The sequence below is a fragment of the Lapillicoccus sp. genome (assembly GCF_025353065.1).
Taxonomy (GTDB): Bacteria; Actinomycetota; Actinomycetes; order Actinomycetales; family Dermatophilaceae; genus Lapillicoccus.
Map to the genome: position 1 here is coordinate 1 of NZ_JANXRJ010000084.1, position 23,571 is coordinate 23,571.

Annotated in this window: 20 protein-coding genes, 1 pseudogene and 1 riboswitch; of the genes and pseudogenes, 9 read left to right on the plus strand and 12 right to left on the minus strand. The window is 71.6% G+C overall.

Annotated elements, in window-relative coordinates; genetic code table 11:
- The coding region (locus Q0R63_RS07070) for a hypothetical protein (RefSeq protein WP_295695728.1) at positions 1-369 on the minus strand (369 nt) is incomplete at its 3' end.
- 32 nt (positions 370-401) lie between these two features.
- On the opposite strand from Q0R63_RS07070, the pseudogene Q0R63_RS07075 reads away from it, so the two are divergent.
- A pseudogene (locus tag Q0R63_RS07075) lies at positions 402-674 on the plus strand (endonuclease/exonuclease/phosphatase family protein); the annotation flags it as partial.
- Between the two features lie 31 nt (positions 675-705).
- Here Q0R63_RS07075 and Q0R63_RS07080 read toward each other — a convergent pair.
- The 3 genes from Q0R63_RS07080 to Q0R63_RS07090 form a co-directional block, all read right to left on the minus strand.
- Positions 706-1,227 (minus strand): hypothetical protein, encoded by a 522-nt coding sequence (locus Q0R63_RS07080; protein WP_295695730.1) that lies wholly within the window; start codon positions 1,225-1,227, stop codon positions 706-708.
- Positions 1,228-1,504: 277 nt separating this feature from the next.
- A complete protein-coding gene (locus tag Q0R63_RS07085) occupies positions 1,505-2,941 on the minus strand; it encodes an aminotransferase class V-fold PLP-dependent enzyme (RefSeq protein ID WP_295695732.1) in 1,437 nt (478 codons plus the stop codon).
- Positions 2,942-2,979: 38 nt separating this feature from the next.
- Positions 2,980-3,096: riboswitch (SAM riboswitch) on the minus strand.
- Positions 3,097-3,214: 118 nt separating this feature from the next.
- Positions 3,215-4,711: a M4 family metallopeptidase gene (locus Q0R63_RS07090; RefSeq protein WP_295695734.1), complete on the minus strand. Its 1,497-nt coding sequence runs from the start codon at positions 4,709-4,711 to the stop codon at positions 3,215-3,217.
- A gap of 212 nt (positions 4,712-4,923) precedes the next feature.
- On the opposite strand from Q0R63_RS07090, the gene Q0R63_RS07095 reads away from it, so the two are divergent.
- On the plus strand, positions 4,924-7,824 hold the full coding sequence (locus Q0R63_RS07095; RefSeq protein WP_295695736.1) for a DNA translocase FtsK: 2,901 nt from the start codon (positions 4,924-4,926) through the stop codon (positions 7,822-7,824).
- 88 nt (positions 7,825-7,912) lie between these two features.
- Here Q0R63_RS07095 and Q0R63_RS07100 read toward each other — a convergent pair whose 3' ends face one another.
- The 7 genes from Q0R63_RS07100 to kdpF form a co-directional block, all read right to left on the minus strand.
- Positions 7,913-9,157 (minus strand): FAD-dependent oxidoreductase, encoded by a 1,245-nt coding sequence (locus Q0R63_RS07100; RefSeq protein ID WP_295695738.1) that lies wholly within the window; start codon positions 9,155-9,157, stop codon positions 7,913-7,915.
- A 178-nt stretch (positions 9,158-9,335) separates the two neighbouring features.
- Positions 9,336-10,016, minus strand: coding sequence for a response regulator transcription factor (locus tag Q0R63_RS07105; protein ID WP_295695740.1), 681 nt, complete (start codon positions 10,014-10,016; stop codon positions 9,336-9,338).
- Positions 10,013-12,589, minus strand: coding sequence for a DUF4118 domain-containing protein (locus Q0R63_RS07110; protein WP_295695742.1), 2,577 nt, complete (start codon positions 12,587-12,589; stop codon positions 10,013-10,015). Before Q0R63_RS07110 ends, Q0R63_RS07105 begins: the two co-directional genes overlap by 4 nt.
- 36 nt (positions 12,590-12,625) lie before the next feature.
- A complete protein-coding gene (gene kdpC / locus Q0R63_RS07115; protein ID WP_295695744.1) occupies positions 12,626-13,213 on the minus strand; it encodes a K(+)-transporting ATPase subunit C in 588 nt (195 codons plus the stop codon).
- A 5-nt stretch (positions 13,214-13,218) separates the two neighbouring features.
- On the minus strand, positions 13,219-15,315 hold the full coding sequence (kdpB, locus tag Q0R63_RS07120; RefSeq protein WP_295695746.1) for a potassium-transporting ATPase subunit KdpB: 2,097 nt from the start codon (positions 15,313-15,315) through the stop codon (positions 13,219-13,221).
- Positions 15,312-16,958, minus strand: a complete 1,647-nt coding sequence (gene kdpA / locus Q0R63_RS07125) for a potassium-transporting ATPase subunit KdpA (RefSeq protein WP_295695748.1) — start codon at positions 16,956-16,958, stop codon at positions 15,312-15,314. The genes kdpB and kdpA overlap by 4 nt, the downstream gene beginning before the upstream one ends.
- On the minus strand, positions 16,958-17,056 hold the full coding sequence (gene kdpF / locus Q0R63_RS07130) for a K(+)-transporting ATPase subunit F (RefSeq protein WP_295695751.1): 99 nt from the start codon (positions 17,054-17,056) through the stop codon (positions 16,958-16,960). Before kdpF ends, kdpA begins: the two co-directional genes overlap by 1 nt.
- A 164-nt stretch (positions 17,057-17,220) precedes the next feature.
- Here kdpF and Q0R63_RS07135 point away from each other — a divergent pair, with 164 nt between their 5' ends.
- From Q0R63_RS07135 to Q0R63_RS07145, 3 genes are read left to right on the plus strand one after another with little or no spacing between them, the layout of a single operon-like run.
- Positions 17,221-18,270 carry a S66 peptidase family protein gene (locus Q0R63_RS07135; protein WP_295695753.1) on the plus strand — a complete coding sequence of 350 codons (1,050 nt, stop codon included), beginning with the start codon at positions 17,221-17,223 and terminating at the stop codon, positions 18,268-18,270.
- Between the two features lie 57 nt (positions 18,271-18,327).
- Positions 18,328-18,591 (plus strand): hypothetical protein, encoded by a 264-nt coding sequence (locus tag Q0R63_RS07140; protein WP_295695755.1) that lies wholly within the window; start codon positions 18,328-18,330, stop codon positions 18,589-18,591.
- The gene (locus Q0R63_RS07145) at positions 18,588-18,974 is read left to right on the plus strand and encodes a PIN domain-containing protein (RefSeq protein WP_295695757.1); all 387 of its coding nucleotides are present in this window, start codon (positions 18,588-18,590) and stop codon (positions 18,972-18,974) included. Before Q0R63_RS07140 ends, Q0R63_RS07145 begins: the two co-directional genes overlap by 4 nt.
- Positions 18,975-18,982: 8 nt before the next feature.
- Here the strand turns inward: Q0R63_RS07145 and Q0R63_RS07150 are convergent, their stop codons facing one another.
- On the minus strand, positions 18,983-20,176 hold the full coding sequence (locus tag Q0R63_RS07150) for a dipeptidase (protein ID WP_295695778.1): 1,194 nt from the start codon (positions 20,174-20,176) through the stop codon (positions 18,983-18,985).
- A gap of 51 nt (positions 20,177-20,227) precedes the next feature.
- Here Q0R63_RS07150 and rimO point away from each other — a divergent pair, with 51 nt between their 5' ends.
- The 4 genes from rimO (at position 20,228) to Q0R63_RS07170 (ending at position 23,543) form a co-directional block, all read left to right on the plus strand.
- A complete protein-coding gene (gene rimO, locus Q0R63_RS07155) occupies positions 20,228-21,754 on the plus strand; it encodes a 30S ribosomal protein S12 methylthiotransferase RimO (RefSeq protein WP_295695759.1) in 1,527 nt (508 codons plus the stop codon).
- 147 nt (positions 21,755-21,901) lie between these two features.
- Positions 21,902-22,528, plus strand: coding sequence for a CDP-diacylglycerol--glycerol-3-phosphate 3-phosphatidyltransferase (gene pgsA / locus Q0R63_RS07160; protein ID WP_295695780.1), 627 nt, complete (start codon positions 21,902-21,904; stop codon positions 22,526-22,528).
- Positions 22,529-22,563: 35 nt separating this feature from the next.
- The gene (locus tag Q0R63_RS07165; RefSeq protein WP_295695782.1) at positions 22,564-23,034 is read left to right on the plus strand and encodes a CinA family protein; all 471 of its coding nucleotides are present in this window, start codon (positions 22,564-22,566) and stop codon (positions 23,032-23,034) included.
- A 212-nt stretch (positions 23,035-23,246) separates the two neighbouring features.
- The gene (locus Q0R63_RS07170) at positions 23,247-23,543 is read left to right on the plus strand and encodes a helix-turn-helix domain-containing protein (protein WP_295695761.1); all 297 of its coding nucleotides are present in this window, start codon (positions 23,247-23,249) and stop codon (positions 23,541-23,543) included.
- Positions 23,544-23,571 lie beyond the last annotated feature (28 nt).

Below are 23,571 nucleotides of genomic sequence, written 5' to 3' on the forward strand. Positions count from 1 at the left end.
CGTCCAGGCCCTCGTCCCCGTCTCGGGGGTGGGGCTGCTCGTGGTCGTCGTGCTCTCGGCCGTCCTGCGCCACCGACGTCTCGCCCTGGCCGGCGTGGTGCCGGCGGTGGTCGTGCTCGTCCTGCTCGTGGCGCCGCTCCGATCGCAGGCGGTCGCCACCTCCGTCGAGGAGATGACGGTGATGTCCGCGAACCTCGAGTGCGGACAGGCCGACGCCGGGCAGGTCGTCGCCGCGGTGAGGACGCGGAGCGCCGCCGTGCTCGTCCTGGCCGAGGTGACTCCCGAGGCCATCGGTCGGCTCGCCGCGGCGGGACTCACGACCCTTCTGCCGTATGCCGCGGGCACGGCGGACGAGGGCGCGGCCGGCACGGTGATCCGCAGCCGCTACCCTCGATGCATGGCAGCGCAGCCAGCCGACCTCGCTCCCGCTGGTCCTCGCGGGGGACTTCAACGCCTCCGAGGACCACCCGGCATACCGGCGGATGGCGGCGGAGCTGACCGACGTGCACCGCGCGGCTGGCGAGGGCTGGGTCCGGACCTGGCCCCACGGGTCACGGCTGCCGCCCTTCGTCCAGCTCGACCACGTGCTCGTGCGGGGTTTCGACACCGTGGCCGCCGGCGCCGTCACCCTGGACGGCACCGACCACGCCGCGGTGTGGGGGACGGTCCGCTGACCGTCCGTTGAGCGTCCGGGGACTCGGTGGGTCAGGCTGCGGGGACGACGACCCGGTCGGCGGTGAGGCTGGCGGTGCCGGTCCCGGTGATGATGACGGTGGCCCCGGACGCGACGCTGGCGGAGGTGCCGGACGACGGCTTGGTTCCCTTGGCCCCCGCGACGGTGATCTTCGTGGTCGAGGAGAGGGCGTAGGTCTCGCTGACCCCGTCGCCGGCCTTGACGGTGATCGACGAAGGCGAGATCGCGGTCACGGCGCCGCGGATCGCGTCGTGGGTGACGTAGGTCCCGGTGGTGCCCTCCTTGGTGACCCACTGGGCGTGCTGGACGTCCTTCAGCTTGGTCAGCGCGGCCCGCAGACCGCCGTGGTCCTTGTGTCCCTTGGCGGCCTTGGTGGTGCTACCGCTGCTCGGCGAGGCGGTCGACGTCGCGCTCGGCGTCGTCGACGGACTGTTGCTCTCTGCGTGGGCGACGGCGACCCCACCCGCGGCGATGGCGGCGGCCGCCACGACGGCGGCGGCGGAGATCCCGGTCTTCTTACGGTTCCAGATCATGACGTGCTCCCTGTTGCTGCGGTCCGCCCCTGCGGACCGTCTTCATCCAGAATGACGCCACGATGTTCGGACGACGTCAGCGTCCGGTGAAGATCACCTTCGGGTCCTGCCCCCGTCGCCGCGGCCAAAGGTGACCTCTGGCCGCGGTCTCCGGTCGAGAGGTCAGGTCCGGTCGTTCTGAGGCCCTGAGATGGACCGGACTTGACCTCTCGACCGCGGGCCGCGATCGGCCGACGCCAGTGGTGACCTTTGGCGACGCTGACCGCGCCGGCCGACCTCACCAGGGGCGCGGGAGGGTGAGCTCGCGGGTGTCTCCCTCGGGGCGCCAGCCCTGTTCGGTGCGCACGTAGCGCCGCTGCGGCCCCTCCGCCGCGAGGGCGGCCACGGCAGCGAGGACGCGCTCGACGTGCTCCGGAGTGCTGGCCAGGCCGAGGCTGATCCGGACGGCCGTGGCCGGCACCTCGCCCCAGGGGTCCTCGAGGAGCTCGTCGACGAGCAGGTGCGCGCAGAACTTGCCGTCCCGCACACCGATGCCGTGCTCGGCCGACAGGATCGCCGACACGAGCGAGGAGTCCAGCCGCTCGATGGTGAAGGCGACGACGCCGACCCGGTCGTGGTCCTGCCCGAAGATCGACCACGTGTCGACGCCGGGGATCACGGCGAGCCCGCGTCGCAGCTCCGCGAGCAACCCCGCCTCGTGGGCCTCGATGGCGGGCCGGTTGGCGGCGAGCGTCGCGCAGGCGGCGGCGAGGGCGATGGCCCCGATGACGTTGGGGCTGCCGCCCTCGTGCCGTGCCGGCCCGGTCGCCCACGTCGTCCCGGCAGTGCTCACGCGAGCGGTCGCGCCGCCGCCCCGCAGGTAGGGAGCCGCGGTGTCCAGCCAGTCCGAGCGACCGGCGAGGACGCCGGCGCCGAAGGGGGCGTAGACCTTGTGCCCCGAGAAGGCGACGTAGTCGACGCCGGTCGCCTCGATGTCGATGGCCCGGTGCGGCGCGAGCTGGGCGGCGTCGACCGCGACCCGGGCGTCATACCTCCGGGCCAGCGCCGTGATCCTCGCCAACGGCCACAGCTCACCGGTGACGTTGGAGGCGCCCGCGACGACCACGAGCCGGTGACGGGTGTCGGCGTGCGCGAGGGCGGCTTCGAGGTCGGCGAGCGCCTGCTCGATCGACGCTGGGACGGGGAGGGTGACGGTGCGAGTTCCCTTCCAGGGCAACAGGGTCGAGTGGTGCTCGGTCTCGAAGACGACGACCGTGGTGTCCTGGGGGAGGCTGCGGGCGAGCAGGGTGAAGGAGTCGGTGGTGTTGCGGGTGAAGATGACGGTGTCGTCCTGACGCGCGCCGACGAACGTGGCGACCTCCTCGCGAGCCTGCTCGTACCACGCGCTCGTCACCGTGCTCGCGTAGCCGTTGCCGCGGTGCACCGAGCTGTAGGTCTCGAGCGCCGTGTCGACGGCGGCCTTGACGGCCACGAGGGCGGGCGTCGACGCCGCGTGGTCCAGGTTCGCGTAGCCCACCGGCCCGTGGACCGTCGGGACGACCAGGTCGGCGCCGACGACGGCCGGCACGTATGCCGCGTGGGAGCCGCTTGCGCCCGGCCGCACCACGCGTAGCCGCTGCTCCCCGGCAACGCTGCGGCACGAGGAGATCGGGCGTCCCGCGGATCGGGGTGCCGCCGACGGGCTGGACGGGGTGCGTGTGCTGGCGATCGACATGGGTGCTGGCTCCGGATCCCCGGGGACCCACCACAGCAGGTCCGCGCTTGCCCGAGCGCCGGTTGACGTCGGACCGGGTCGTCACCCGGAGCACCCCACCGCGGAAGGAGGGTTGCTGACCAGCAAGCCGGGGCTGTGCACTGGTACTCGTGACCTTCTGCGAGATTAGCCGAGAGCGGCGCCCCTTGTCCACGGACAGGGATGCCGCTCTCGACATCTGAGACGGTGGGCGAGCTCAGGACCGTACGCCCCGAGTCACCGGCCACCGATCGGTCAGAGGATCATCCGGTCGGCGAACGCCTTGTGGACCTTGTTGGCCACGGCCTGCCCGTAGAGCGCCTTGGCCGCAGCCACGGTCGTCGTCGCCGCCTGGGCGAAGCTGTTGTCCGGGGTGTAGGAGAACTGCGCCTCGAGGATGATCTTGTTCGCCCTCTCTCGGCCCAGGGCCTTGTTCATGTCCCACAGGGCGTTCGACCAGATCTCACCGTCGTCGTGCACCTCGCCGTCGATGTCGGCGGTCGTCTTGCCGGTGTCCGTGCGACGCAGGCAGTGGGGGACGGTCGTCGTGTAGCTGGTGGAGTCCCAGTCCATGACGCAGGGGATGTCGAAGCCCTTGCTCGTGGTCTGCGACATCTGCACGGCCCAGTAGTCACCGAAGCCCTCGCCGGTGGCGCCGGCCTGCTCCGACGAGCCGTAGCCGGGCACCTGGGCGTCCTGGATCGCGTGGCCGTACTCATGCCACACCACCTCGAGGTCCTCGGCGTCGTCCACCCCGCCGGTGCCGTAGGTGATCGTGTCGGCGCTGGGGGAGTAGAAGGAGTTGTCGACGGTCGTGGTGTCGATCAGCAGCTTCTGCGACTCGTTGTTGACGTCCGTGAAGCCGAGGCTCTGGATGTAGGTCTGCGCCTTGTCGATGCCCCAGTAGGCGTTGACCTGCTCGAACCTGTCGTCGGCCCGGGTGTAGAGGAACTGCCGGGTCGGGCTCGTCGCCAGACCGCCGTTGGCCTGAGTCACCTGGGCGTAGGCGCCGACGAGCGTGCCGCTCGTGTTGAGGTGCGCGAGCGTCACCGTCCGGTATGCCGGGTCGAGGACCGCCTGGTCGGCATCGTTCTTGTCGGTGAGGCTCTCGTTCTTCAGGGCCACGACCGGGTTCGGGTCGAAGACCTTGCCCTTGCCGGTGGCGTTCTTGCTGAGGCCCTTGACCTCGCGCACGGCGCCGGTCCTCGCGTCGACCAGCGTGCGGCTCTCCCCGTCGGCGCCGGAGGAGACGACGCTCCAGACCAGGGTGGCCCGGGCACCGCCGACGACGGCTAGCGTCGTCGTCCCCGTGCCCGTAGCCGCGATGACGGTGCTGTTCTTCGTCGCCCGCGAGCTCGCCGCCTTGTCCGCGGTCGCCGCAGCCGCGACCAGGGCGCCGCTCGCGGCCTTCGTGGCCGCGCCGGCGGTGACCGCCGGAATCGTCGAGAGTGCGGCTGGCACCGCGAGGCGTCCGTCGGCGATGCTGCTGACGGCGCCGGTGTTGTCCCGGTGGACGGCGTAGAAGGAGTCGAGGACCGGAAGGCCGTGGAAGGTCTGGGCAAACCACTGGTGGGTGCCGAGGAGCGAGGTGAGTGTCCGGACCGGCACGAGGTCGGCGGGCACGCCGGCGCTCATGGCGCTGGTGGTGGTGGCGTTCGCCGGGCTGGACAGAGCCACGCCGGTGAGAGTGGCTGCGCCGGTGGCGAGCGCTGCGGTCAGGGCGAGGGCGGTGCGGGTCGAGCGGCGACTCATCGACATCCTTCTCAGATGGGAGAGGGCTGTGAATCAGCCCCACGTCGCGAGCGTACGGGCCGGGAGGGCGGGCCGCGAGGGGAACGAACCCCCGAGATGCGGCCGCGGGCCGGAGGTTTCCGGCATAGGCGATGAATCGCCTCTACCCCGTCGAAGCGGTGTGACGCGTGTGGCACATGGGTCTCAGGTGACTTTTGCCGTACGGTGCCACCATGGCGAGCCGTCCCTCATCCTCCTCGACCGGCGCCTCGCGCACCGGCGCCTCCTCCCGCGCCGCGCGGCCTGCGGGCTCGCGTCCCTCGGCGGGCCGCGGAGGTCAGGGGGCTACCCGCAAGCCGGCCGGTCGGGGTCCGAGCAAGGCGCGGTCCGGTGGTCTCCCGCTGCCGCTGCGCGCCCTTCGTGGGACGTGGATGGGGGTCTCCCACCTCGCCGGGGGAGCCGTCCGCCGGGTCGGGACCTCGGCCCGCGAGCTCGAGCCGGAGCACCGCCGCGACGGGTTCGGCTTCACCCTGATCGCCCTCTCGGTCGTCGTCGCCGCCCGGGAGTGGTGGGGGGTGTCCGGGGTGGCCGGTGACGTCATCCACGCGGTGGTGGCCGGCACGGTCGGTCGCGTGGGCTATGCCCTGCCCCTCATCCTGCTGGCCCTCGGGATCCGGCTGCTGCGTTCGCCCGGGGACTCCGCCGCGAACAACCGGATCGCCGTGGGGCTCATCGCCCTCACCTTCTCCGCCTGCGGGCTCGCGCACATCGCCGACGGGATCCCCCAGCCCCCCGACGGCGCCACCAGGATGCGCGCCGCCGGCGGCATCATCGGCTTCCTCGCCTCCAGCCCGCTCGCCGCAGGCATCTCGGTCTACGGCGCGGGCGCCATCCTCGTCCTGCTGGGCCTCTTCGGGGTCCTCGTGGTCACGGCCACCCCGGTGCGGATGGTCCCCGGCCGCCTGACGGAGCTGCGCGACTGGGTGCTGCGTCGAGACGCCGGGGCCACCGGGGATCACGAACCCGCGCACGACGACACCGCGCCCGGCGAGACTACGCCCGACCAGACCGCCCCCAGGCGCGGTCGTCGCCGCGCGGTCGACCTCCGGGGCGACCTCGAGGAGCGTTCCGGCGACGAGGCGTTCGAGCAGGCCGCCGTCATCGACGCCGGCAGGAGCGGCCGGCGGTTGCGACCCGGTGAGAAGCGTCCGACTGCTCCGGGGGTCCTCGCGCCGACGGGGGTGGGCACCAACAGCCCAGACAGGAGTGGCAGCGTAGACAGGAGTGGCAGCCCCGACAGCCCCGAGACCGAGGTGGTCACGGTGGGGCGCGGCCCGGTGCCGGACGTCGGGCCGCGCGAGGGTCTCGTCCCGCCGCCGACAGCCACCCTGCCGTCCCGCGTCGAGCAGCTGCAGCTCAGCGGCGACATCACCTACACCCTGCCCGACCAGTCCCTGCTCGCTCCCGGTGCGCCGCACAAGACCCGCAGCGCCGCCAACGACCATGTCGTCGCGGCCCTGACCGAGGTCTTCGACCAGTTCGAGATCGACGCTGCCGTCACGGGATTCACCCGTGGGCCCACCGTCACGCGTTATGAGGTGGAGCTCGGCCCGGCGACCAAGGTCGAGCGGGTGACGGCCCTCTCCAAGAACATCGCGTATGCCGTCGCCTCGGCCGACGTGCGGATCCTCAGCCCCATCCCGGGCAAGTCCGCGATCGGCATCGAGATCCCCAACACCGACCGCGAGACCGTGTCGCTCGGTGACGTGATGCGCAGCCAGGTGGCCCGCGGCAACGACCACCCCATGGTCATGGGCGTCGGCAAGGACGTCGAGGGCGGCTACGTCATCGCCAACCTCGCGAAGATGCCGCACCTGCTCGTCGCCGGTGCGACCGGCGCCGGCAAGTCGAGCTTCGTCAACTCGATGATCACCTCGATCCTGATGCGGGCCACCCCCGACGAGGTGCGCATGGTGCTGGTCGACCCGAAGCGCGTAGAGCTCACGGCATACGAGGGCATCCCGCACCTCATCACCCCCATCATCACCAACCCCAAGAAGGCCGCCGAGGCCCTGGCCTGGGTCGTCCGCGAGATGGACACCCGCTACGACGACCTCGCCGCGTTCGGCTACAAGCACGTCGACGACTTCAACAAGGCGGTGCGCTCCGGCAAGCTCAAGCCGCTCCCGGGCTCGGACCGGGTCATCACCCCCTACCCCTACCTGCTCGTCATCGTCGACGAGCTCGCCGACCTGATGATGGTCGCCCCGCGCGACGTCGAGGAGTCGATCGTCCGGATCACCCAGCTCGCCCGCGCCGCAGGCATCCACCTCGTCCTCGCGACGCAGCGCCCGTCCGTCGACGTGGTGACCGGGCTGATCAAGGCCAACATCCCCTCGCGGATGGCCTTCGCCACCTCCTCGCTCGCCGACTCCCGGGTCGTGCTCGACCAGCCCGGCGCCGAGAAGCTCATCGGCCAGGGTGACGCGCTCTTCCTCCCGATGGGGGTGAGCAAGCCGGTGCGCGTGCAGGGTGCGTGGGTGACCGAGTCGGAGGTCAACGCCGTCGTCAAGGCGGTCACCCAGCAGCTCAAGCCCAGCTACCGCGACGACGTCGTGGTGGCCGTGGCGCAGAAGCACGTCGAGGACGACATCGGCGACGACCTCGACGTGCTGCTCCAGGCGACCGAGCTCGTCGTCACGACCCAGTTCGGCTCGACGTCGATGCTGCAGCGCAAGCTGCGGGTCGGCTTCGCCAAGGCCGGCCGGCTGATGGACCTTCTGGAGTCACGGGGCATCGTCGGCCCCTCCGAGGGGTCCAAGGCCCGCGACGTTCTCGTCAAGGTCGACGACCTGCCCGCCACGCTGGCCCTGCTCCGGGGGGAGGAGCCGCCCGGCGTCGAGGTGGCCTACGACGGCCAGGCCGACGACGGCATCCGCGACCGTGGCCCGGTGTCGGGCGACGCGGAGGCAGCCGACCCGCGCAGTGGTCCGAGCCCGAGCACCGTTGCCGCACAACGTGCCTCACGCTGGGAGACCAAGGACTCGCTCGCGCCCGAGGGCCTCGACGACCTCGAACAGGTCGATGGCGACGAGGGCAGCGAAGACGCCTGGAGCCTCACCGGCCGCGATTGACCGGTCGGTCACCACGCCAGAGGGGACCCAGGACCGGCACGTGCTCGGGATGTGACAGCTTTTGGCAGTCACACCGGGCCCGTGCCGGTCAGGCGTCCCCTGAGCCCGTGCTCCCGGCGAGGCGCCTGAGGACGGCGTTGGCGGTCCGGCGTCCGGAGACGAGCGCGCCCTGGAGAGAAGGGGTGTCGCGGTGGTCGCCGCAGACGAAGAGGCCGTCGCCGAGGTCCACCGGCCGGCGTCGGTCGAGCGGCGCGCGGGTGAGCGGCAGGGCGTGGGTGACGTCGTGGCGGACGAGGAGGTCCCACTCGCGGGTGTCGGTCTGCCAGAGCCGACCGGCCTCGGCCCGGGCCGCGTCGTCGGTCAGTCCCGCCGCAGACAGGGTCGTCACCTCCACGAGGTCGCGACCCGCCGGGGCATAGCTGGGGGCAGCGGCGGAGACCACCGCGGTGTTGACGACCGGCCCGCGGTCGCCGTCGACGAGCAGGAGGCGGTCGTGCGGCATACCGGCGGGGGCGCTGAACCACCACGTCGTCAGGCCGCCCATCGGGTGGGCGGGCACGAGACCGAGGCCGGCTGCGTCGACGGCGTCCGTCGCCACGACGACGGCGCGCGCGTGGACGGTGCCGGAGGCGGTGCGCACGCTGGGGCCGGGGTCGACCCCGACGACGCGGACCCCGGTCTCGGCCGGCTGCAGGAGATGAGCGGCGAGCTGGGCCGGGAGCGCCCGCATCCCGTCCTCGGGCAGGCCGGGTGTCCCGAGCAGGAAGGAACGCAGCAGGAGGCGGGCGAAGATCGACGAGGCCGACCCCGGCTCGTCGGCGAGGACGCCCGCGAGGAACGGCTCGAGCACCTCGCGGCGCAGGCGGCCGTGGATGCCGGCAACGTCGAGCGCGGTGCCCAACGGCTGATCGGCGCCGGCCATGACCCGGTCGGGGGTGACGAGCACGGGGCCGACCCACTTCGTGAGCGCGGCGATCTCCCGCAGGTCGAGCAGGCCGCTGCCCAGGGTCGAGGGCAGCAGCTGGGGCGCCCGCCGGGGGTCGGCGAGGACGGCGGACTCGGTGCCCCGCCGGATGCGCACCCCCGCCTGGAAGGCGCCCAGCTTCAGCGCGTCGACGTCGACGAACTTCTTCACCGCGGGGTAGGCGGGGTTGAGCAGCTGGAAGCCGACGTCACAGAGGTGGCCGTCGACGACCTCGGTGCGTACCCGTCCCCCGACCGTGTCACCGGCCTCGAGCAGCCGCACCTCGAGGCCCCGTCGCTGCAAGGTCGCCGCGCACATCAGGCCGGCCAGCCCGGCGCCCACGACGACGACGTCCACCTCGTTCACCATGGGTCCCACACTCTCATCCGGGCTGCCTCGGTCCACGCAGGCGCCCTCGAAAGGTCACCTTCGGCTGATCCCCGGGGCCGGGAAGGACCCGACCTGACCTCTCGGGAAGAGGCGGCGGCCCCGTTCCGCCAGAGGTGACCTTTGGCGACGCCTTCCCGTCTGCGTCCTACCAAGAGCGTCAGACGAAGAAGCGGTAGCCGATGCCGGGTTCGGTGACGAGGTGCACGGGGGCGCCGGGGTCGGGCTCGATCTTGCGGCGCAGCTGGTTGGCGTAGACACGGAGGTAGTTGAGCTCCCGCCCGTATGCCGGGCCCCAGGCCGCCTTGAGCAGCTCGGCGTGCGTCACGAGGTGCCCCGGTTTCTTGGCCAGCGTCTCGAGCAGCCGCCACTCGGTCGGGGTGAAGCGGATCTCGCCGCCGTCACCGCCGGTGGCCTGGCGCTCACCGAAGTCGAGGACGAAGTCCTCGGACTCGACGACGAAGTGGTCGTGCTCGTCGGAGGCACCGCGCCGGATGGCCGCGCGGATCCGCGCGAGGAACTCGTCCATCCCGAAGGGCTTCGTGACGTAGTCGTCGGCACCGGCGTCCAGCGCCTCGACCTTGTCGTCGGAGTCGTGCCGGGCGGAGAGGACCACCACGGGGACCCGGGAGGTCTGCCGGAGGCGCCGCAGCACCTCGACGCCGTCGAGGTCTGGGAGGCCGAGGTCGAGGACGATGACGTCGGGCGTGCGCTCGTGGATGATCTGCAGCGCCGATCGGCCGTCGGCGGCGGCCTCGACCTCGTAGTCGCGGGCGCGCAGGTTGATCGTCAACGTGCGACGGATGTGCGGTTCGTCGTCGACGACGAGGACGAAGGTCACGCAGGCGATCCTGCCACGTCGCGTCGGCTGGGCTCGGGCGTGGTCGCCGACGTGGGTCCAGGCGCCGCGGCATACCCCTCCAGGGCGAGGGGCAGCTCGAGCACGACGGTGAGCCCGCCTCCGGGGGTGTCCTCCGCCGTCAGCAGGCCGTCCATGAGCTCGGTGAGGCCGCGCGCCACGGCGAGGCCGAGGCCGACGCCGTCACCCCGGGGAGCGTCGCCCTCGCGCTGGAAGGGGGCGAAGATCCGCTCCTTCGCGTCGTCCGCGACCCCGGTGCCACGGTCGACGACCCGGATCTGCACCCGCTTGCCGATCCGGCCGGACTGCACGAGGATCTCGCGTCGGCCGGGGGAGTGGCGGACGGCGTTCTCGAGCACGTTGGCGAGGACCCGGTCGAGCAGTCCGGCGTCGGCGATGACGAGGTCCGCCCGCTCGTCGACCTGGAGCCGGACACGTCCCGGCTCGGTGAGCGCACTGTCGGCCGCGTGCACGGCCTCGCCCACCGACAGCGTCTCGAGGCGCGCCGTGATGGTGCCGGTCTGGATGCGCGACATGTCGAGGAGGTTGCCGATGAGGGTGCCGAGCCGGTCGGTCGACTCCTCGACGGTCTCGAGCAGGGCGGCCTCGTCCTCGGCCGAGAAGCGCACGTCCTCCTGGCGGAGGCTCGAGACGGCCGCCTTGATGCTGGCCAGCGGGGTGCGCAGGTCGTGCGACACGGCGGCGAGCAGAGCGGTGCGGGCCCGGTTGTCGCGGGCGAGGCCCTTGGCCGTCGCCGCCTCCTTGACGAGTCGCTCGCGGGTGAGGACGGAGGCTGCGTGCGAGGTGAACGCCGAGACCAGGCCGCGCTCCTCGGCCGGGAGGACCGGCCCGACGAGCACCATCTCGGTGTCCTCGTCGACGGGGGCGCGCACCGACGCCCGCGTGATGTCGTCCACGGTGAAGTCCCCGACCTCGCCGAGCACCTGCCAGGGGTCACGCACGGTGGGCCTCGAAACGAGGGCGGCTCCGGTCATCGAGAAGGTCGTCATGGCCTGGTCGAGCAGGGCCCGCACGGGGTCGGCGACCCCGAGGAGCGACTGGGCGAGCGTCGCCAGGGTGCGGGACTCGTGCTGCGCCTCGATGGCCTGCGTGCTGCGTCGGGCCGCGAGGTGGACCACCGACGCGACCGAGACCCCGACGACCACGAAGACGAGCAGCGCCAGGGCGTTCTGGGGGCTGTTGATCGTGAGGGTGCCCACGGGTTCGGTGAAGAACCAGTTGATGACGAGCGACGAGGCGACAGCGCAGAACACCGCCGGCCAGACGCCACCCAGCAGGGCGCAGCCGACCGTGAGGGCGAGATAGACCAGGACCTCCAGCGGGAGGTCGTGCGATGCGCGCGACGGCACGAGGACGAGCGTGACGGCGAGGATGCCGAGGGCAGCGAGCGCCCAGCCGCCGAGGCGGCGACGGCGGCTCAGCGACCCGCGCCCCGACCGCCGCGACGTCGTGGCGACGGTGGAGTGGCCGACGAGGTGGACGTCGATGTCGCCGGCCTCGGCGGCGACGGCCTCGCCGATGCCCCGGGAGAGGAAGCCGCGCAGGGCGCCGTGCCGGGAGGTCCCGATGACGATCTGGGTGGCGTTGACGCCGCGGGCGAAGTCGAGGATCGCTTCCCCGACGTCGTCCCCGGCGACGGTGTGGAAGGCCCCACCGAGCTCGAGGACGAGGCGGCGCTGGGCGACGATGAGGTCGGCGCCGCCGTCGACCAGCCCGTCGCTCTGGGCGACGTGGCAGGCGAGCAGCTCGCCGCCGGCGCCGCGCGAGGCGATCTGGCCGGCGCGTCGGAGCAGGGTCTCGCCCTCGGGGCCGCCGGTGAGGGCGACGACGACGCGCTCCCTCGTCGGCCACGACTGGGAGATGCCGTGCGACTCGCGGTAGCGCTCGAGGGTCTCGTCGACCCGGTCCGCGAGCCAGAGCAGCGCGAGCTCGCGGAGCGCGGAGAGGTTGCCCGGTCGGAAGTAGTTCGCCAGGGCGGCGTCGATCTTCTCGGCCTGGTAGATGTTGCCGTGGGCCATCCGTCGTCGCAGCGACTCGGGCGACATGTCGACGAGCTCGATCTGGTCGGCCGCCGAGCGCACCACGTCATCGGGCACCGTCTCGCGCTGCTTGATCCCGGTGATCGACTCGACGACGTCGTTGAGCGACTCGAGGTGCTGGATGTTGACGGTCGAGATGACGTCGATGCCGGCGGCGATCAGCTCCTCGATGTCCTCCCATCGCTTGGTGTTGCGCGACCCCGGGGCGTTGGTGTGGGCGAGCTCGTCGACGAGGGCGACGTCAGGCGCGCGCCGCAGGATCGCGTCGACGTCCATCTCCTCGAAGGTCGTGCCCCGGTGATCGAGCGTCCGGCGGGGCACGACCTCCAGGCCGCCCAGCTGGGTGTCGGTGTAGGGGCGCCCGTGAGTCTCGACGAGCCCCACGACGACGTCGGTGCCCCGCTCGGCCCGACGGTGGGCCTCCGAGAGCATGGCCACGGTCTTGCCCACCCCGGGTGCTGCCCCGAGGTAGATGCGCAGCAGACCGCGAGCCATACGCGCATTCTCCCACTCGTGCGGTCGCCGACCGCGTCAGGCGGTCGGCAGGTCGGCGAGGGCGATGTTGAGCTCGGTGGTGTTGACGCGAGGCTCCCCGAGGAAGCCGAGCAGCCGGCCCTTGGTGTGGTCCGCGACGAGCCTCTGCACCGTCGCCTCCGGTATGCCGCGGGCCGCCGCGACGCGACTCACCTGCAGGAGGGCGTACTCCGGGGAGATGTCGGGGTCGAGGCCGCTGGCCGAGGCTGTCAGGGCGTCGGGGGGCAACGTCGCCGGGGCGCCCGGGTTGGCCTTGCGGACGGCGTCCCCGTTGTCCTTGAGGGCCTTGATCTGGGCATCGGCGGCCGGGCCGAGGTTGCTGCCACCGCTGGTGTTGCCGGCATACGCGTTGGCCGAGGGGCGAGGGAGGAACCACTTGGCGACATCGGCATCGGGCACCACCTGGCCGAGGCTCGTGGAGGCGACGACCTTGCCGCCACGGGTCACGAGCGAGCCGTTGGCCGCCTGGTGGTCGATGGCCTGCCCGAGTCCGAGGACGACGAGAGGGTAGAGGATCCCCGTGAGGACCGTGAGGACGAGCAGCATGCGCAGACCGGCGCCGAGCTGGCGCGTGAGGATGGTCATGTCGATCACTTCATTCCGGGGATGAGGGAGACCACGAGGTCGATGATCTTGATGCCGATGAACGGCGAGATGACGCCACCGAGGCCATAGATGAGCAGGTTGCGCCGCAGCATCGACGCCGCCGAAGCCGGGCGGTAGCGCACGCCCCGCAGCGCCAGCGGGATGAGGACGACGATGACGAGCGCGTTGAAGATGACGGCCGAGAGCACCGCGGAGTTCGGGGTCGACAGCCGCATGATGTTGAGGGTGCCGAGCCCCGGGAAGAGGCCGGTGAACATCGCCGGGATGATCGCGAAGTACTTCGCGACGTCGTTGGCGATCGAGAAGGTGGTCAGCGCCCCGCGGGTGATGAGCAGCTGCTTGCCGATCGCGACGATCTCGATCAGCTTCGTCGGGTCCGAGTCGAGGTCGACCATGTTGCCGGCCTCCTTCGCGGCCGACGTCCCGGTGTTCATCGCCACGCCCACGTCGGCCTGGGCCAGCGCCGGGGCGTCGTTGGTGCCGTCACCGGTCATCGCGACGAGCCGGCCGCCCTCCTGCTCCTTGCGGATGAGGGCCATCTTGTCCTCGGGGGTGGCCTCGGCGAGGAAGTCGTCGACACCGGCCTCCTTGGCGATGGCGGCCGCGGTCAGCGGGTTGTCGCCGGTGATCATCACCGTGCGGATGCCCATGGTCCGGAGCTGGGTGAACCGCTCCGTCATCCCCGGCTTGACGACGTCCTTGAGGTGGATGACGCCGAGCACCGTTGCGGGAGAACCGGTCTGCTGCTTGGCCACGACGAGCGGAGTGCCGCCCGAGCTGGCGACCCGGTCGACCTCGGCCTTCAGGTCCGCGGGCTCGGTGCCCCCGTGCTCGACGACCCAGGCCGCGACCTGGCTCCCCGCGCCCTTGCGCACCAGCTCCCCGGAGGCGAGGTCGACACCGGACATCCGGGTCTGCGCGCTGAACTCGATGAAGGTCGCCCCGTCGCGCTGGAGCCCCGCCACGGTGCGGTCGCCCGAGCCGGTGTCGTAGTTCGCGTCGGCGAGCTCGACGACCGAGCGGCCCTCGGGCGTCTCGTCGGCGAGACTGCTGAGGTATGCCGCGTCGGCGAGGTCCGCGGCGGTCGCGCCGCCGACGGGGACGAACTCCGTCGCCCGCCGGTTGCCGAGGGTGATCGTGCCGGTCTTGTCGAGCAACAGGGTCGACACGTCGCCGGCGGCCTCGACGGCCCGACCCGACATGGCGAGGACGTTGCGCTGGACGAGCCGGTCCATGCCGGCGATGCCGATGGCCGAGAGCAGCGCCCCGATGGTCGTCGGGATGAGGCAGACCAGGAGGGCGATGAGCACGACGACCTTCTGGGTCCCGCCCGAGTAGGCGGCCATCGGCTGCAGAGCGATGACGACGAGCAGGAAGATGATCGTCAGCGTCGCGAGCAGGATGTTGAGGGCGATCTCGTTCGGGGTCTTCTGCCGGGAGGCACCCTCGACGAGCGCGATCATCCGGTCGATGAAGGTCTCGCCGGGCTTCGTCGTGATCTTGACGACGATCCGGTCCGAGAGCACGGTGGTGCCACCGGTGACGGCGCACCGGTCGCCACCGGACTCCCGGATGACGGGGGCCGACTCGCCCGTGATGGCCGACTCGTCGACGGTCGCGACGCCCTCGACGATGTCTCCGTCACCGGGGATGATCTGGCCGGCCTCGACGACCACGCGGTCGCCCAGCCGCAGCTCCGATCCGGGCACGGCCTCCTCGTCCGGACCGTCGCCGACGAGTCGCCGCGCCACGGTCTCGGTGCGGGCGGCGCGCAGGGTCGCGGCCTGGGCCTTGCCACGGCCCTCGGCCACGGCTTCGGCCATGTTGGCGAACACGACGGTGATCCACAGCCAGATCGCGATGCCGACGGAGAAGGTGGACGGGCTGATGATCGCGAGCACCGTCGTGAGGAGGGAGCCCACCCACACGACGAAGATCACGGGACTGCGGAAGACGTGGCGCGGGTCGAGCTTGACCAGGGCCTGGGGCAGGGCCGCGACGAGGGAGGCGGCACTCATGCCGGCCGCCTTCTTCGGGGCCGTGCTCCTGGTGGTGCTGTTGGTCGTGGTGGCGGTGCTCATGACAGTGCCTCTGCGATCGGACCGAGGGCCAGTGTGGGGAAGTAGGTCAGCCCGGTCACGATCAGCGCGACGCCGACCAGCAGGGAGACGAACAGGGGGGTGTGGGTCGGCATGGTGCCCGCGGTCGCCGGCCGTTTCTTCTGCGCCACGAGCCGACCGGCGAGAGCCAGGATCAGCAGCATGGGGACGAAGCGTCCGAGCAGCATGGCGAGCGCGAGCGTGAGGTTGAGGTAGGGCTGGTCGGCGGTCAGCCCGGCGAACGCGCTGCCGTTGTTGTTCGCGGCCGAGGTGAAGGCGTAGATCATCTCCGTGAGGCCGTGGGGCCCGGAGTTGAGCAGCCCGGCCTTGGCCACCGGGAGGCTGATCGCGAGACCGCCGAGGACCAGGACGAGCGCCGGGGTCACCAGCGTGTAGAGCGCACTGAGGGTGATCTCGTACCGGCCGATGGTCTTGCCCAGGAACTCCGGGGTGCGTCCCACCATGAGGCCGGCGATGAAGACCGCGATGATCGCGACGACCAGCGCGCCGTAGAGGCCCGACCCCGTGCCACCCGGCGAGATCTCGCCGAGCATCATGTTGAGCAGGAGGACCGCCCCGCCGGCGCCGCTGTAGGAGTCGTGGAGCGAGTTGACGGCCCCGGTGGACGTCGAGGTCGTGGAGGCCGCGAACAGCGAGGACGCCCAGATGCCGAAGCGTGTCTCGCGCCCCTCCATGGATCCGGCGACGCCCGAGCTGGCGGCCACCTCGGCCCAGGTCACGAGAGCGACGGCCGCGCCCCAGAGGATGGCCATGAAGCCGAGGATCGACCAGCCCTGACGCTTGTCGCCGACCATGACGCCGTAGGTGCGGGGCAACGAGAACGGGATGACGAGCAGCAGGAAGATCTCGAAGAGGTTGGTGAGGGCGTTGGGGTTCTCGAACGGGTGCGCGGAGTTCGCGTTGAAGAAGCCACCGCCGTTGGTGCCGAGCTCCTTGATGGCCTCCTGGGAGGCGACCAGTCCGCCGGGGATCGACTGGGCGCCCCCGGTCACTCCGGTGACCGCCATCGGGGCGGCGAGGTTCTGCACCACGCCGGCGACGACGAGCAGCACCGCGACGATGACGGCGATCGGCAGCAGGATCCGCGTGACCGTGCGGACGAGGTCGACCCAGAAGTTGCCGATGAGGGAGGTCTCGTGGCGGGCGAAGGCCCGGATCAGCGCGATGACGACCGCGATGCCGACCGCGGCCGAGGCGAAGTTCTGGACCGTGAGACCCACGGCCTGGACGGAGATCGACGTGCCGGCCTCACCGGCATACGACTGCCAGTTGGTGTTGGTCACGAAGGAGATGGCGGTGTTGACCGCCGTGTCGATGTGCATCGTCTCGCCGTTGTGGAAGGGGAGGATCCCTTGCGCCACGATGATGAGGAAGAGCAGCACGATGCTGAACAGCGAGAAGGCGCCGACGGATGCGGCGTAGACCTTCCAGTTCTGTTCCTTGGCCGGGTCGGCGCCGGCGAGGCGGTAGAGCCAGCGCTCGGGGCGCAGGTGCCGCTCGGTGGTGTAGACGCGCGCCATGTAGTTGCCCAGCGGGACGTGGGCGACCGCGAGCATGACGACGAGGACGCCGATGGTCAGGAGGCCGGAGAGCGTCTCGTTCATCAGAAGCGGTCCGGCTTGACGAGGGCGTAGACGAGATAGCCGATGAGGGCCAGGGCGATGATCCCGGCAACGATGTTTTCGATCACCCGTCGAGTCAAAGCCGGGCGAGGGGCGCACTGCCTCCGGTTGACGCGCGGTTGACGGACCTTGACGCGATCTTGACGGGCGTCCTGGACCGCCTGCCCGGGTATGCCGTGGGCTCACCACGATCGGCGGTGAGAACCGGCTTGGTGGGACGCCGGGCGGGGTGGTTCCATGAGCGATGGTTTCTCCCCTGGTGGCTCCGCAGAAGGCTCGACCCGGCGACAGGGTGGCGGTGCTCTCGCCGTCCTTCGCGGCTCCCGGGGCCGCGCCGGCGGTGCACGAGCAGGCCATGCGGCGGTTGACCGAGGTCACGGGCCTGATCCCGGTCGAGTACCCCACGACGCGCCAGCTGGGGGCGAGCCCGCAGGCCCGGGCCGCCGACCTCAACGCGGCCTTCGGCGACCCGGAGATCCGAGCGGTCCTGGCCACCATCGGCGGTGAGGACCAGATCACCGTCGTGCCCCACCTCGACGCGGACGCCGTCCGCGCCGACCCGAAGCCGTACGTGGGATACAGCGACAACACCAATATCCTGAACTGGCTGTGGACACAGGGGGTTTCGGGGTTCTACGGCGGCTCCACGCAGGTCCAGCTGGGGCCCGGCCCATTCGTCGACCCGTGTCATGTGGCGGCCCTGAAAGCGGCCCTGCTGACCGGTGAGCGCCTTCGGATCACCGACCCCGGTGTGTCGGAGGACTTCGGCAAGGACTGGGCCGATCCCGCCGCGCTGACCGAGTTCGGAGACCGCGAGGCCACCGAGCCGTGGGCCTGGGCCGGTCCGGAGCGTTGCGTGACCGGGCGCACCTGGGGCGGCTGCCTCGAGGTCATCCAGTGGATCCTGACCGCCGGCCGTTTCCCTGCCGACCCGGCGGTGCTCGAGGGCGGGGTGCTGCTGCTGGAGACCAGCGAGGACCTCATTCCCACGCAGGAGTTCGGCTGGATCGTGCGGTCCTTGGGGGAGCGCGGCCTGCTCAGTGCGGTCGACGCGGTGCTCGTCGCCCGGCCCCCGGCGTCCAGCTTCGAGAAGCGGCCGACTTCGCCGGAGCGGGCCGCACACCGCGCCGAGCAGCGGGACGCGGCGATCGCTCTCGTCGGCCGTTACAACCCCGACGCGGTGGTGTGCGTCGGGGTGCCCTTCGGACACACCCAGCCGCAGTGGATCCTGCCCTACGGCGGGGAGGTCACGGTCGACGGGTCCGGACGTGAGGTCTGGGCCGACTTCGGTTGAACCACCTGATCGCCGAACGTGGTGTAGCACTATTGTCTACAGGTGCTACACTCTGATATGCCCACCACCCGACCCCGGCACTTCGTCACCGAGACCGACGACCTCGCGGCCGCGCTCGACGACGCGGCCCGCCGCTGGCCTGATCTCAGCCGCTCGCAACTGCTGGTGCGCCTCGCCCTGGACGGTCATCGGGCAGCCATCCAGTCGCAGGAGGAGCGGCGCCGCCGCAGGCTCGAGGCCATCCGCACCCACAGCGGTGCCCTCACCGGAGCCTACGGACCTGACTACCTGACGCACCTTCGCGAAGAGTGGCCCCCGTGATCGTGCTCGACGCGAGCGTCCTCATCGCCTACCTCGATCGCGACGACGCGCACCATGCGGCGGCCGAATCGCTCCTGACCGGGGCGGTGGACGACGACCTCGCCGTCAACTCGCTCTCGTTGGCCGAGGTCCTCGTCGTGCCGATTCGGGACGGGCGCCTCGACCGGGTGCTGGCAGCGCTCCACGACCTCGAGATCCACGAGATCGTGTTTCCCAGCAACACGGCGGTCAGGCTCGCCCAGCTCCGCGCTTCCGTCGGTCTCAAGATGCCGGATTGTTGCGTTCTCCTCGCCGCCGAGGAAGAGGGCGCGACAGTCGCCTCGTTCGACGAGCGACTGCTGGCCGCGGCGGAGCGGCGCGGGCTCTCCATCTTGGGCGGCTGACCCCGGCCCTACCCCGCCGGTATGCCGTCGAGCTCGGCGATCGTCGCGAGCGACGGACCGCGTTGTGCGCCGAGGTCGCGGGCGACCACCTCGACGTCGCGCATCACTCGCAGGGTGTTGCCTCCCGCGAGCTTGACGAGGTCCTCGTCGGACCAGCGCCGGTCGGCGAGGGCGGCGAACAGGCGTGGATAGCCGCTAACGTCCTCGAGGCCGAGGGGGAAGGTGTCGGTCCCGTCGTAGTCGCCCCCGATGCCGACGTGGTCGATCCCGGCGACCTCGCGCAGGTGCTCGAGGTGGACCACGACGTCAGCGATGGTGGCGTCGGGCTTGGGGTGCAGGGCGCTCCGCGCCTTGGTGAAGGCGAGGAAGGCGACGTAGTCCTTGTCCTCCACCCCGACCTCGGCCGCGGCGACGACCGCCTCCCGACGCCAGGCCACGACGTCGGCGTTGATGAACTCCGGCACGAGGGCGACCATGCACGTGCCGCCCTGGTCACGGACGCGTTCGAGGACGTCGTCGGGGACGTTGCGGGGGACGTCGGTGACGGCCCGGGCGCACGAGTGGCTGAAGATGACCGGCGCCTCGGCGGCGTCGAGGGCCGCGCGCATCGTGTCGGGGGAGACGTGGGACAGGTCGACCATCATGCCGATCCGGTTCATCTCGCGGACGACCTCGACTCCGAACCGGGACAGGCCGTGGTGCACGGCGACGTCGGTCGCCGAGTCGGCCCACGGGGTGTTGTCGTTGTGGGTGAGCGTCATGTAACGCACCCCCAGCACGTGCAGCATCCGCAGGGCGGCGAGCGAGCAGCCGATCGACTGGCCGCCCTCGGCCCCCATCAGGCTGGCGATCCGGCCCGCCCTGAAGACGGCTTCGAGCTCGTCGGCGGTGCGGGCGAAGCCGAGGTCGTCGGGAAAGCTGGCCACCATCTGGTGGACGGCATCCACCTGCTCGAGGGTCGCGGTGACGGCCGCGTCGCCCGGGAGGTTGCTGGGGACGTAGACCGACCAGAACTGGCCCCCCACCCGGCCGGCTCGCAGTCGCGGGACGTCGGTGCAGGTCGTCGTCGTCCCGGCGGCGAGGTCGAGGCGGGTGAAGTCGCAGCCGACCTGGTCGCGGGCCTCCCACGGCAGGTCGTTGTGCCCGTCGACGAGGGGGTGGGCCGCGAGGAGCCGGTCGATGCGGTCAGCAGTCACCCGCATGATCATGTCAGGCGTCCCGGGGCATGCACGCCGCGCCCGTAGACTCTTCCGGTGACGGTTTCGGCGGTTCCTCGACGCAGCGTTGCCCTCGTGACCCTGGGCTGCACGCGCAACGAGGTCGACTCCGAAGAGCTCGCCGGTCGGCTCGAGGCGGAGGGGTGGGACCTCGTCGACGACGCGTCCGAGGCGGACGTCGCCGTCATCAACACCTGCGGGTTCGTCGAGCAGGCCAAGAAGGACTCCATCGACGCGTTGCTCGAGGCCTCCGACCTCAAGGGCGGGGGCAACCGCACCCGTGCCGTCGTGGCCGTCGGGTGCCTCGCCGAGCGCTACGGCGAACAGCTCGCCGCCCAGCTCCCCGAGGCCGACGCCGTGCTCGGGTTCGACTCCTACGGCCAGATGTCGCAGCACCTCACGGCCATCCTCGACGGCGGCCGCATCGCGTCCCACACACCGGTCGACCGGCGGCTGCTCCTGCCCCTCTCGCCGGTCGAGCGGCAGGCGTCCGCCGCCGGGGTCGCCCTCCCCGGGCACGGCGACGCATCCGGTATGCCGGGTGCGTCCGGCGCCGCCGTCACCGCGCCCGCCGACGGGCTCACCATCGAGGGCCCGGTGCCCGCCAGCGGCCCCCGCGTCATCCGCGCGCGGCTCGACGGACGGCCGTGGGCGCCGCTGAAGATCGCCAGCGGCTGCGACCGCCGGTGCGCCTTCTGCGCGATCCCCTCGTTCCGGGGTGCCTTCGTCTCGCGTCGCCCCGCCGACATCCTCGCCGAGGCTCGCTGGCTCGGCCAGCACGACGTGCGCGAGCTCTTCCTCGTCAGCGAGAACTCCACGTCCTACGGCAAGGACCTCGGCGACCTCGGCCTGCTCGAGAAGCTGCTGCCCGAGCTCACCGCGGTCGAGGGCATCGAGCGGGTCCGGGTCTCCTACCTCCAGCCGGCCGAGATCCGCCCCGGGCTGCTGACGGCGATGGCGGAGACGCCCGGGGTCGTCCCCTACTACGACATCTCCTTCCAGCACGCCTCGGAGCCGCTGCTCCGCCGGATGCGCCGCTTCGGCAGCCGCGAGTCCTTCCTCGACCTGCTCGGTCGGGTCCGCGACCGCTCGCCGCAGGCCGGCATCCGCTCCAACGTCATCGTCGGCTTCCCCGGTGAGACCGAGGCCGACTTGGCCGAGCTCGAGGCCTTCCTCACCGCGGCGGAGCTCGACGTCGTCGGCGTGTTCGGCTACTCCGACGAGGACGGCACCGAGGGCGAGGGCCTCGACGGCAAGCTGCCGGACGACGTCATCACCGACCGCGTCTCGCGGATCACCGCGCTCGTCGAGGAGCTCACCACCCAGCGCGCCGAGCAGCGGATCGGCGAGCACGTCGACGTGCTCGTCGAGGAGCTCGACGACGAGACCGGTGAGGTCATCGGCCGCGCGGCCTTCCAGGGTCCCGATGTCGACGGCGTGACGATCCTGCGGCTCGACCCCTCCGTCTCCTCCGCAGCGACCGCCGTCCCGGCCGTGGGCGACATCGTGCCCGCCGTCGTCATCGGCACCGACGGCATCGACCTCGTGGCCCGGCCGAGCTGAGCCCATGGACACCGTGGTCGGCCTGTGGCGAGGACGCCGCCTGTGAGTGACGTCGACCGGGACCGCTCCGGGCACGCGCCGTTGTCCGGCGCCGCCTCCGGTCTGCCGTCCGGTCCGACGGGCCCGTCGGCCGCGGCGGATCCGCTCATTCCCGTCGTGCACCGGCCGAGCGCGTGGAACCTGCCCAACCTCCTGACCGTCTCGCGCATCCTGCTCGTGCCGGTCTTCGGGTGGCTGCTGCTCCACCACGGCGGCGACGAGACGGCATACCGGCTGGGGGCGTTCGTCGTCTTCGCCGTGGCCATGGTGACCGACAGCCTCGACGGCGACCTGGCCCGTCGCCGCAACAGCGTGACCGACTTCGGCAAGGTCTCGGACCCCATCGCCGACAAGGCGCTGACCGGCATGGCTCTCGTGGGCCTGTCCCTCATCGGGGAAGTGGCGTGGTGGGTCACCGGGATCATCCTCGCGCGAGAGGTCGCGGTGACCGTGATGCGCTTCGTCGTCATCCGGCACGGCGTGATGCCGGCCGGTCGTGGGGGCAAGGTCAAGACCCTGCTGCAGACCGCTGCGCTCGGCATGCTCGCCTTCCCGCTGTCCGTGCTTCCCGGCGCGAGCACCTGGTCCTGGATCGCGCACGCGGTGCTCATCGCAGCGCTCGTGGTCACGGTGGTCACCGGCATCGACTACGCGACGAAGGCGCACACCCTGCGGCGCACCAGCCCTCGCGCCCTCGCCAAGCGCGCTGCCCGCGCCGCGAGACGCGGCTCGTGAGCGCGGCCGGGCGGGTGGGCGCATCGTCCGACTCGTTGGACCAGGACGCGTCGGGCGACGTCGTCCGGCGCCTGACAGCACGCGGTGAGACCGTCGCCTGCGCGGAGTCGCTCACCGGAGGTCTCGTGACCGCTCGACTCGTCGACACGCCAGGGGCGTCGGCCGCCGTGCGGGGCGGGGTGATCGCCTACGCCACCCCGCTCAAGGCCGCTCTGCTCGGCGTCGACGCCGACCTGCTCGCGGTCCGGGGAGCGGTCGACGCCGACGTGGCGACGCAGATGGCGACGGGGGTGGCCGCCCGGCTCGGCGCCGACTGGGGACTGGCGACCACCGGTGTCGCCGGCCCCGATCCGCAGGACGGTATGCCGGTGGGCACGGTCTTCGTCGCCGTCGTCGGACCCTCGGTGGTGGTCGTCGAGCGACTCGCCCTCGAGGGTGACCGGGCAGCCGTCCGGCACGGAGCCGTCGACGCTGTCATCGCGCTGCTGGCCCGGTCGCTGGGCTGACCCGGCCGACGCCCCGGACGGGTGGAATTCAGGGGCCGTGTCGGTGGGGGAGTATTCCGGTCGTCGCGACCGTTGACCCGACTGCCCCGTTTCGTGTGGGTCTCACAGCGCGAGCCGGGACGAAGGGTTAAGGTTGAGGCGTCGGGGTGCAGGACGTTCCCCGCCCACGACACCAGGGCACCGACCGACGAGCGAGATCTGGAGGAGGCGACATGATTCTGTTGAGACGTGAGCTGGGTGACGTCCTTCGTGAGCGCCGCCAGCGTCAGCGCCGGACTCTGCGTGAGGTGTCCGCCTCGGCCTCGGTCTCGCTCGGCTACCTCAGCGAGGTCGAGCGCGGCGAGAAGGAAGCATCCTCAGAGCTGTTGGGCTCCATCTGCGGTGCCCTGGGTCTGCCTCTCTCCGAGGTGCTCAGCCAGGTCTCCGTGCGCGTCGCCGAGACCGAGGCGCTTACCGCGCCGGTGCAGCTCCCCGTCGGCGTGGCCGCCCCGATCGCCTCCGCCGCCTGAGTTCCTCCCCCTCCGGTGCCGCGGTTCG

Bases quoted from the DNA above. Each gene is read 5' to 3' on its own strand.
- Q0R63_RS07150 (WP_295695778.1), bottom strand. From the start codon at position 20,176: ATGCGGGTGACTGCTGACCGCATCGACCGGCTCCTCGCGGCCCACCCC.
- Q0R63_RS07140 (WP_295695755.1), top strand. From the start codon at position 18,328: ATGCCCACCACCCGACCCCGGCACTTCGTCACCGAGACCGACGACCTC.
- kdpB (WP_295695746.1), bottom strand. From the start codon at position 15,315: ATGAGCACCGCCACCACGACCAACAGCACCACCAGGAGCACGGCCCCG.
- Q0R63_RS07080 (WP_295695730.1), bottom strand. From the start codon at position 1,227: ATGATCTGGAACCGTAAGAAGACCGGGATCTCCGCCGCCGCCGTCGTG.
- kdpA (WP_295695748.1), bottom strand. From the start codon at position 16,958: ATGAACGAGACGCTCTCCGGCCTCCTGACCATCGGCGTCCTCGTCGTC.
- Q0R63_RS07100 (WP_295695738.1), bottom strand. From the start codon at position 9,157: ATGGTGAACGAGGTGGACGTCGTCGTCGTGGGCGCCGGGCTGGCCGGC.
- Q0R63_RS07090 (WP_295695734.1), bottom strand. From the start codon at position 4,711: ATGAGTCGCCGCTCGACCCGCACCGCCCTCGCCCTGACCGCAGCGCTC.
- kdpC (WP_295695744.1), bottom strand. From the start codon at position 13,213: ATGACCATCCTCACGCGCCAGCTCGGCGCCGGTCTGCGCATGCTGCTC.
- Q0R63_RS07135 (WP_295695753.1), top strand. From the start codon at position 17,221: ATGGTTTCTCCCCTGGTGGCTCCGCAGAAGGCTCGACCCGGCGACAGG.
- Q0R63_RS07170 (WP_295695761.1), top strand. From the start codon at position 23,247: ATGATTCTGTTGAGACGTGAGCTGGGTGACGTCCTTCGTGAGCGCCGC.
- Q0R63_RS07085 (WP_295695732.1), bottom strand. From the start codon at position 2,941: ATGTCGATCGCCAGCACACGCACCCCGTCCAGCCCGTCGGCGGCACCC.
- Q0R63_RS07095 (WP_295695736.1), top strand. From the start codon at position 4,924: ATGGCGAGCCGTCCCTCATCCTCCTCGACCGGCGCCTCGCGCACCGGC.
- Q0R63_RS07110 (WP_295695742.1), bottom strand. From the start codon at position 12,589: ATGGCTCGCGGTCTGCTGCGCATCTACCTCGGGGCAGCACCCGGGGTG.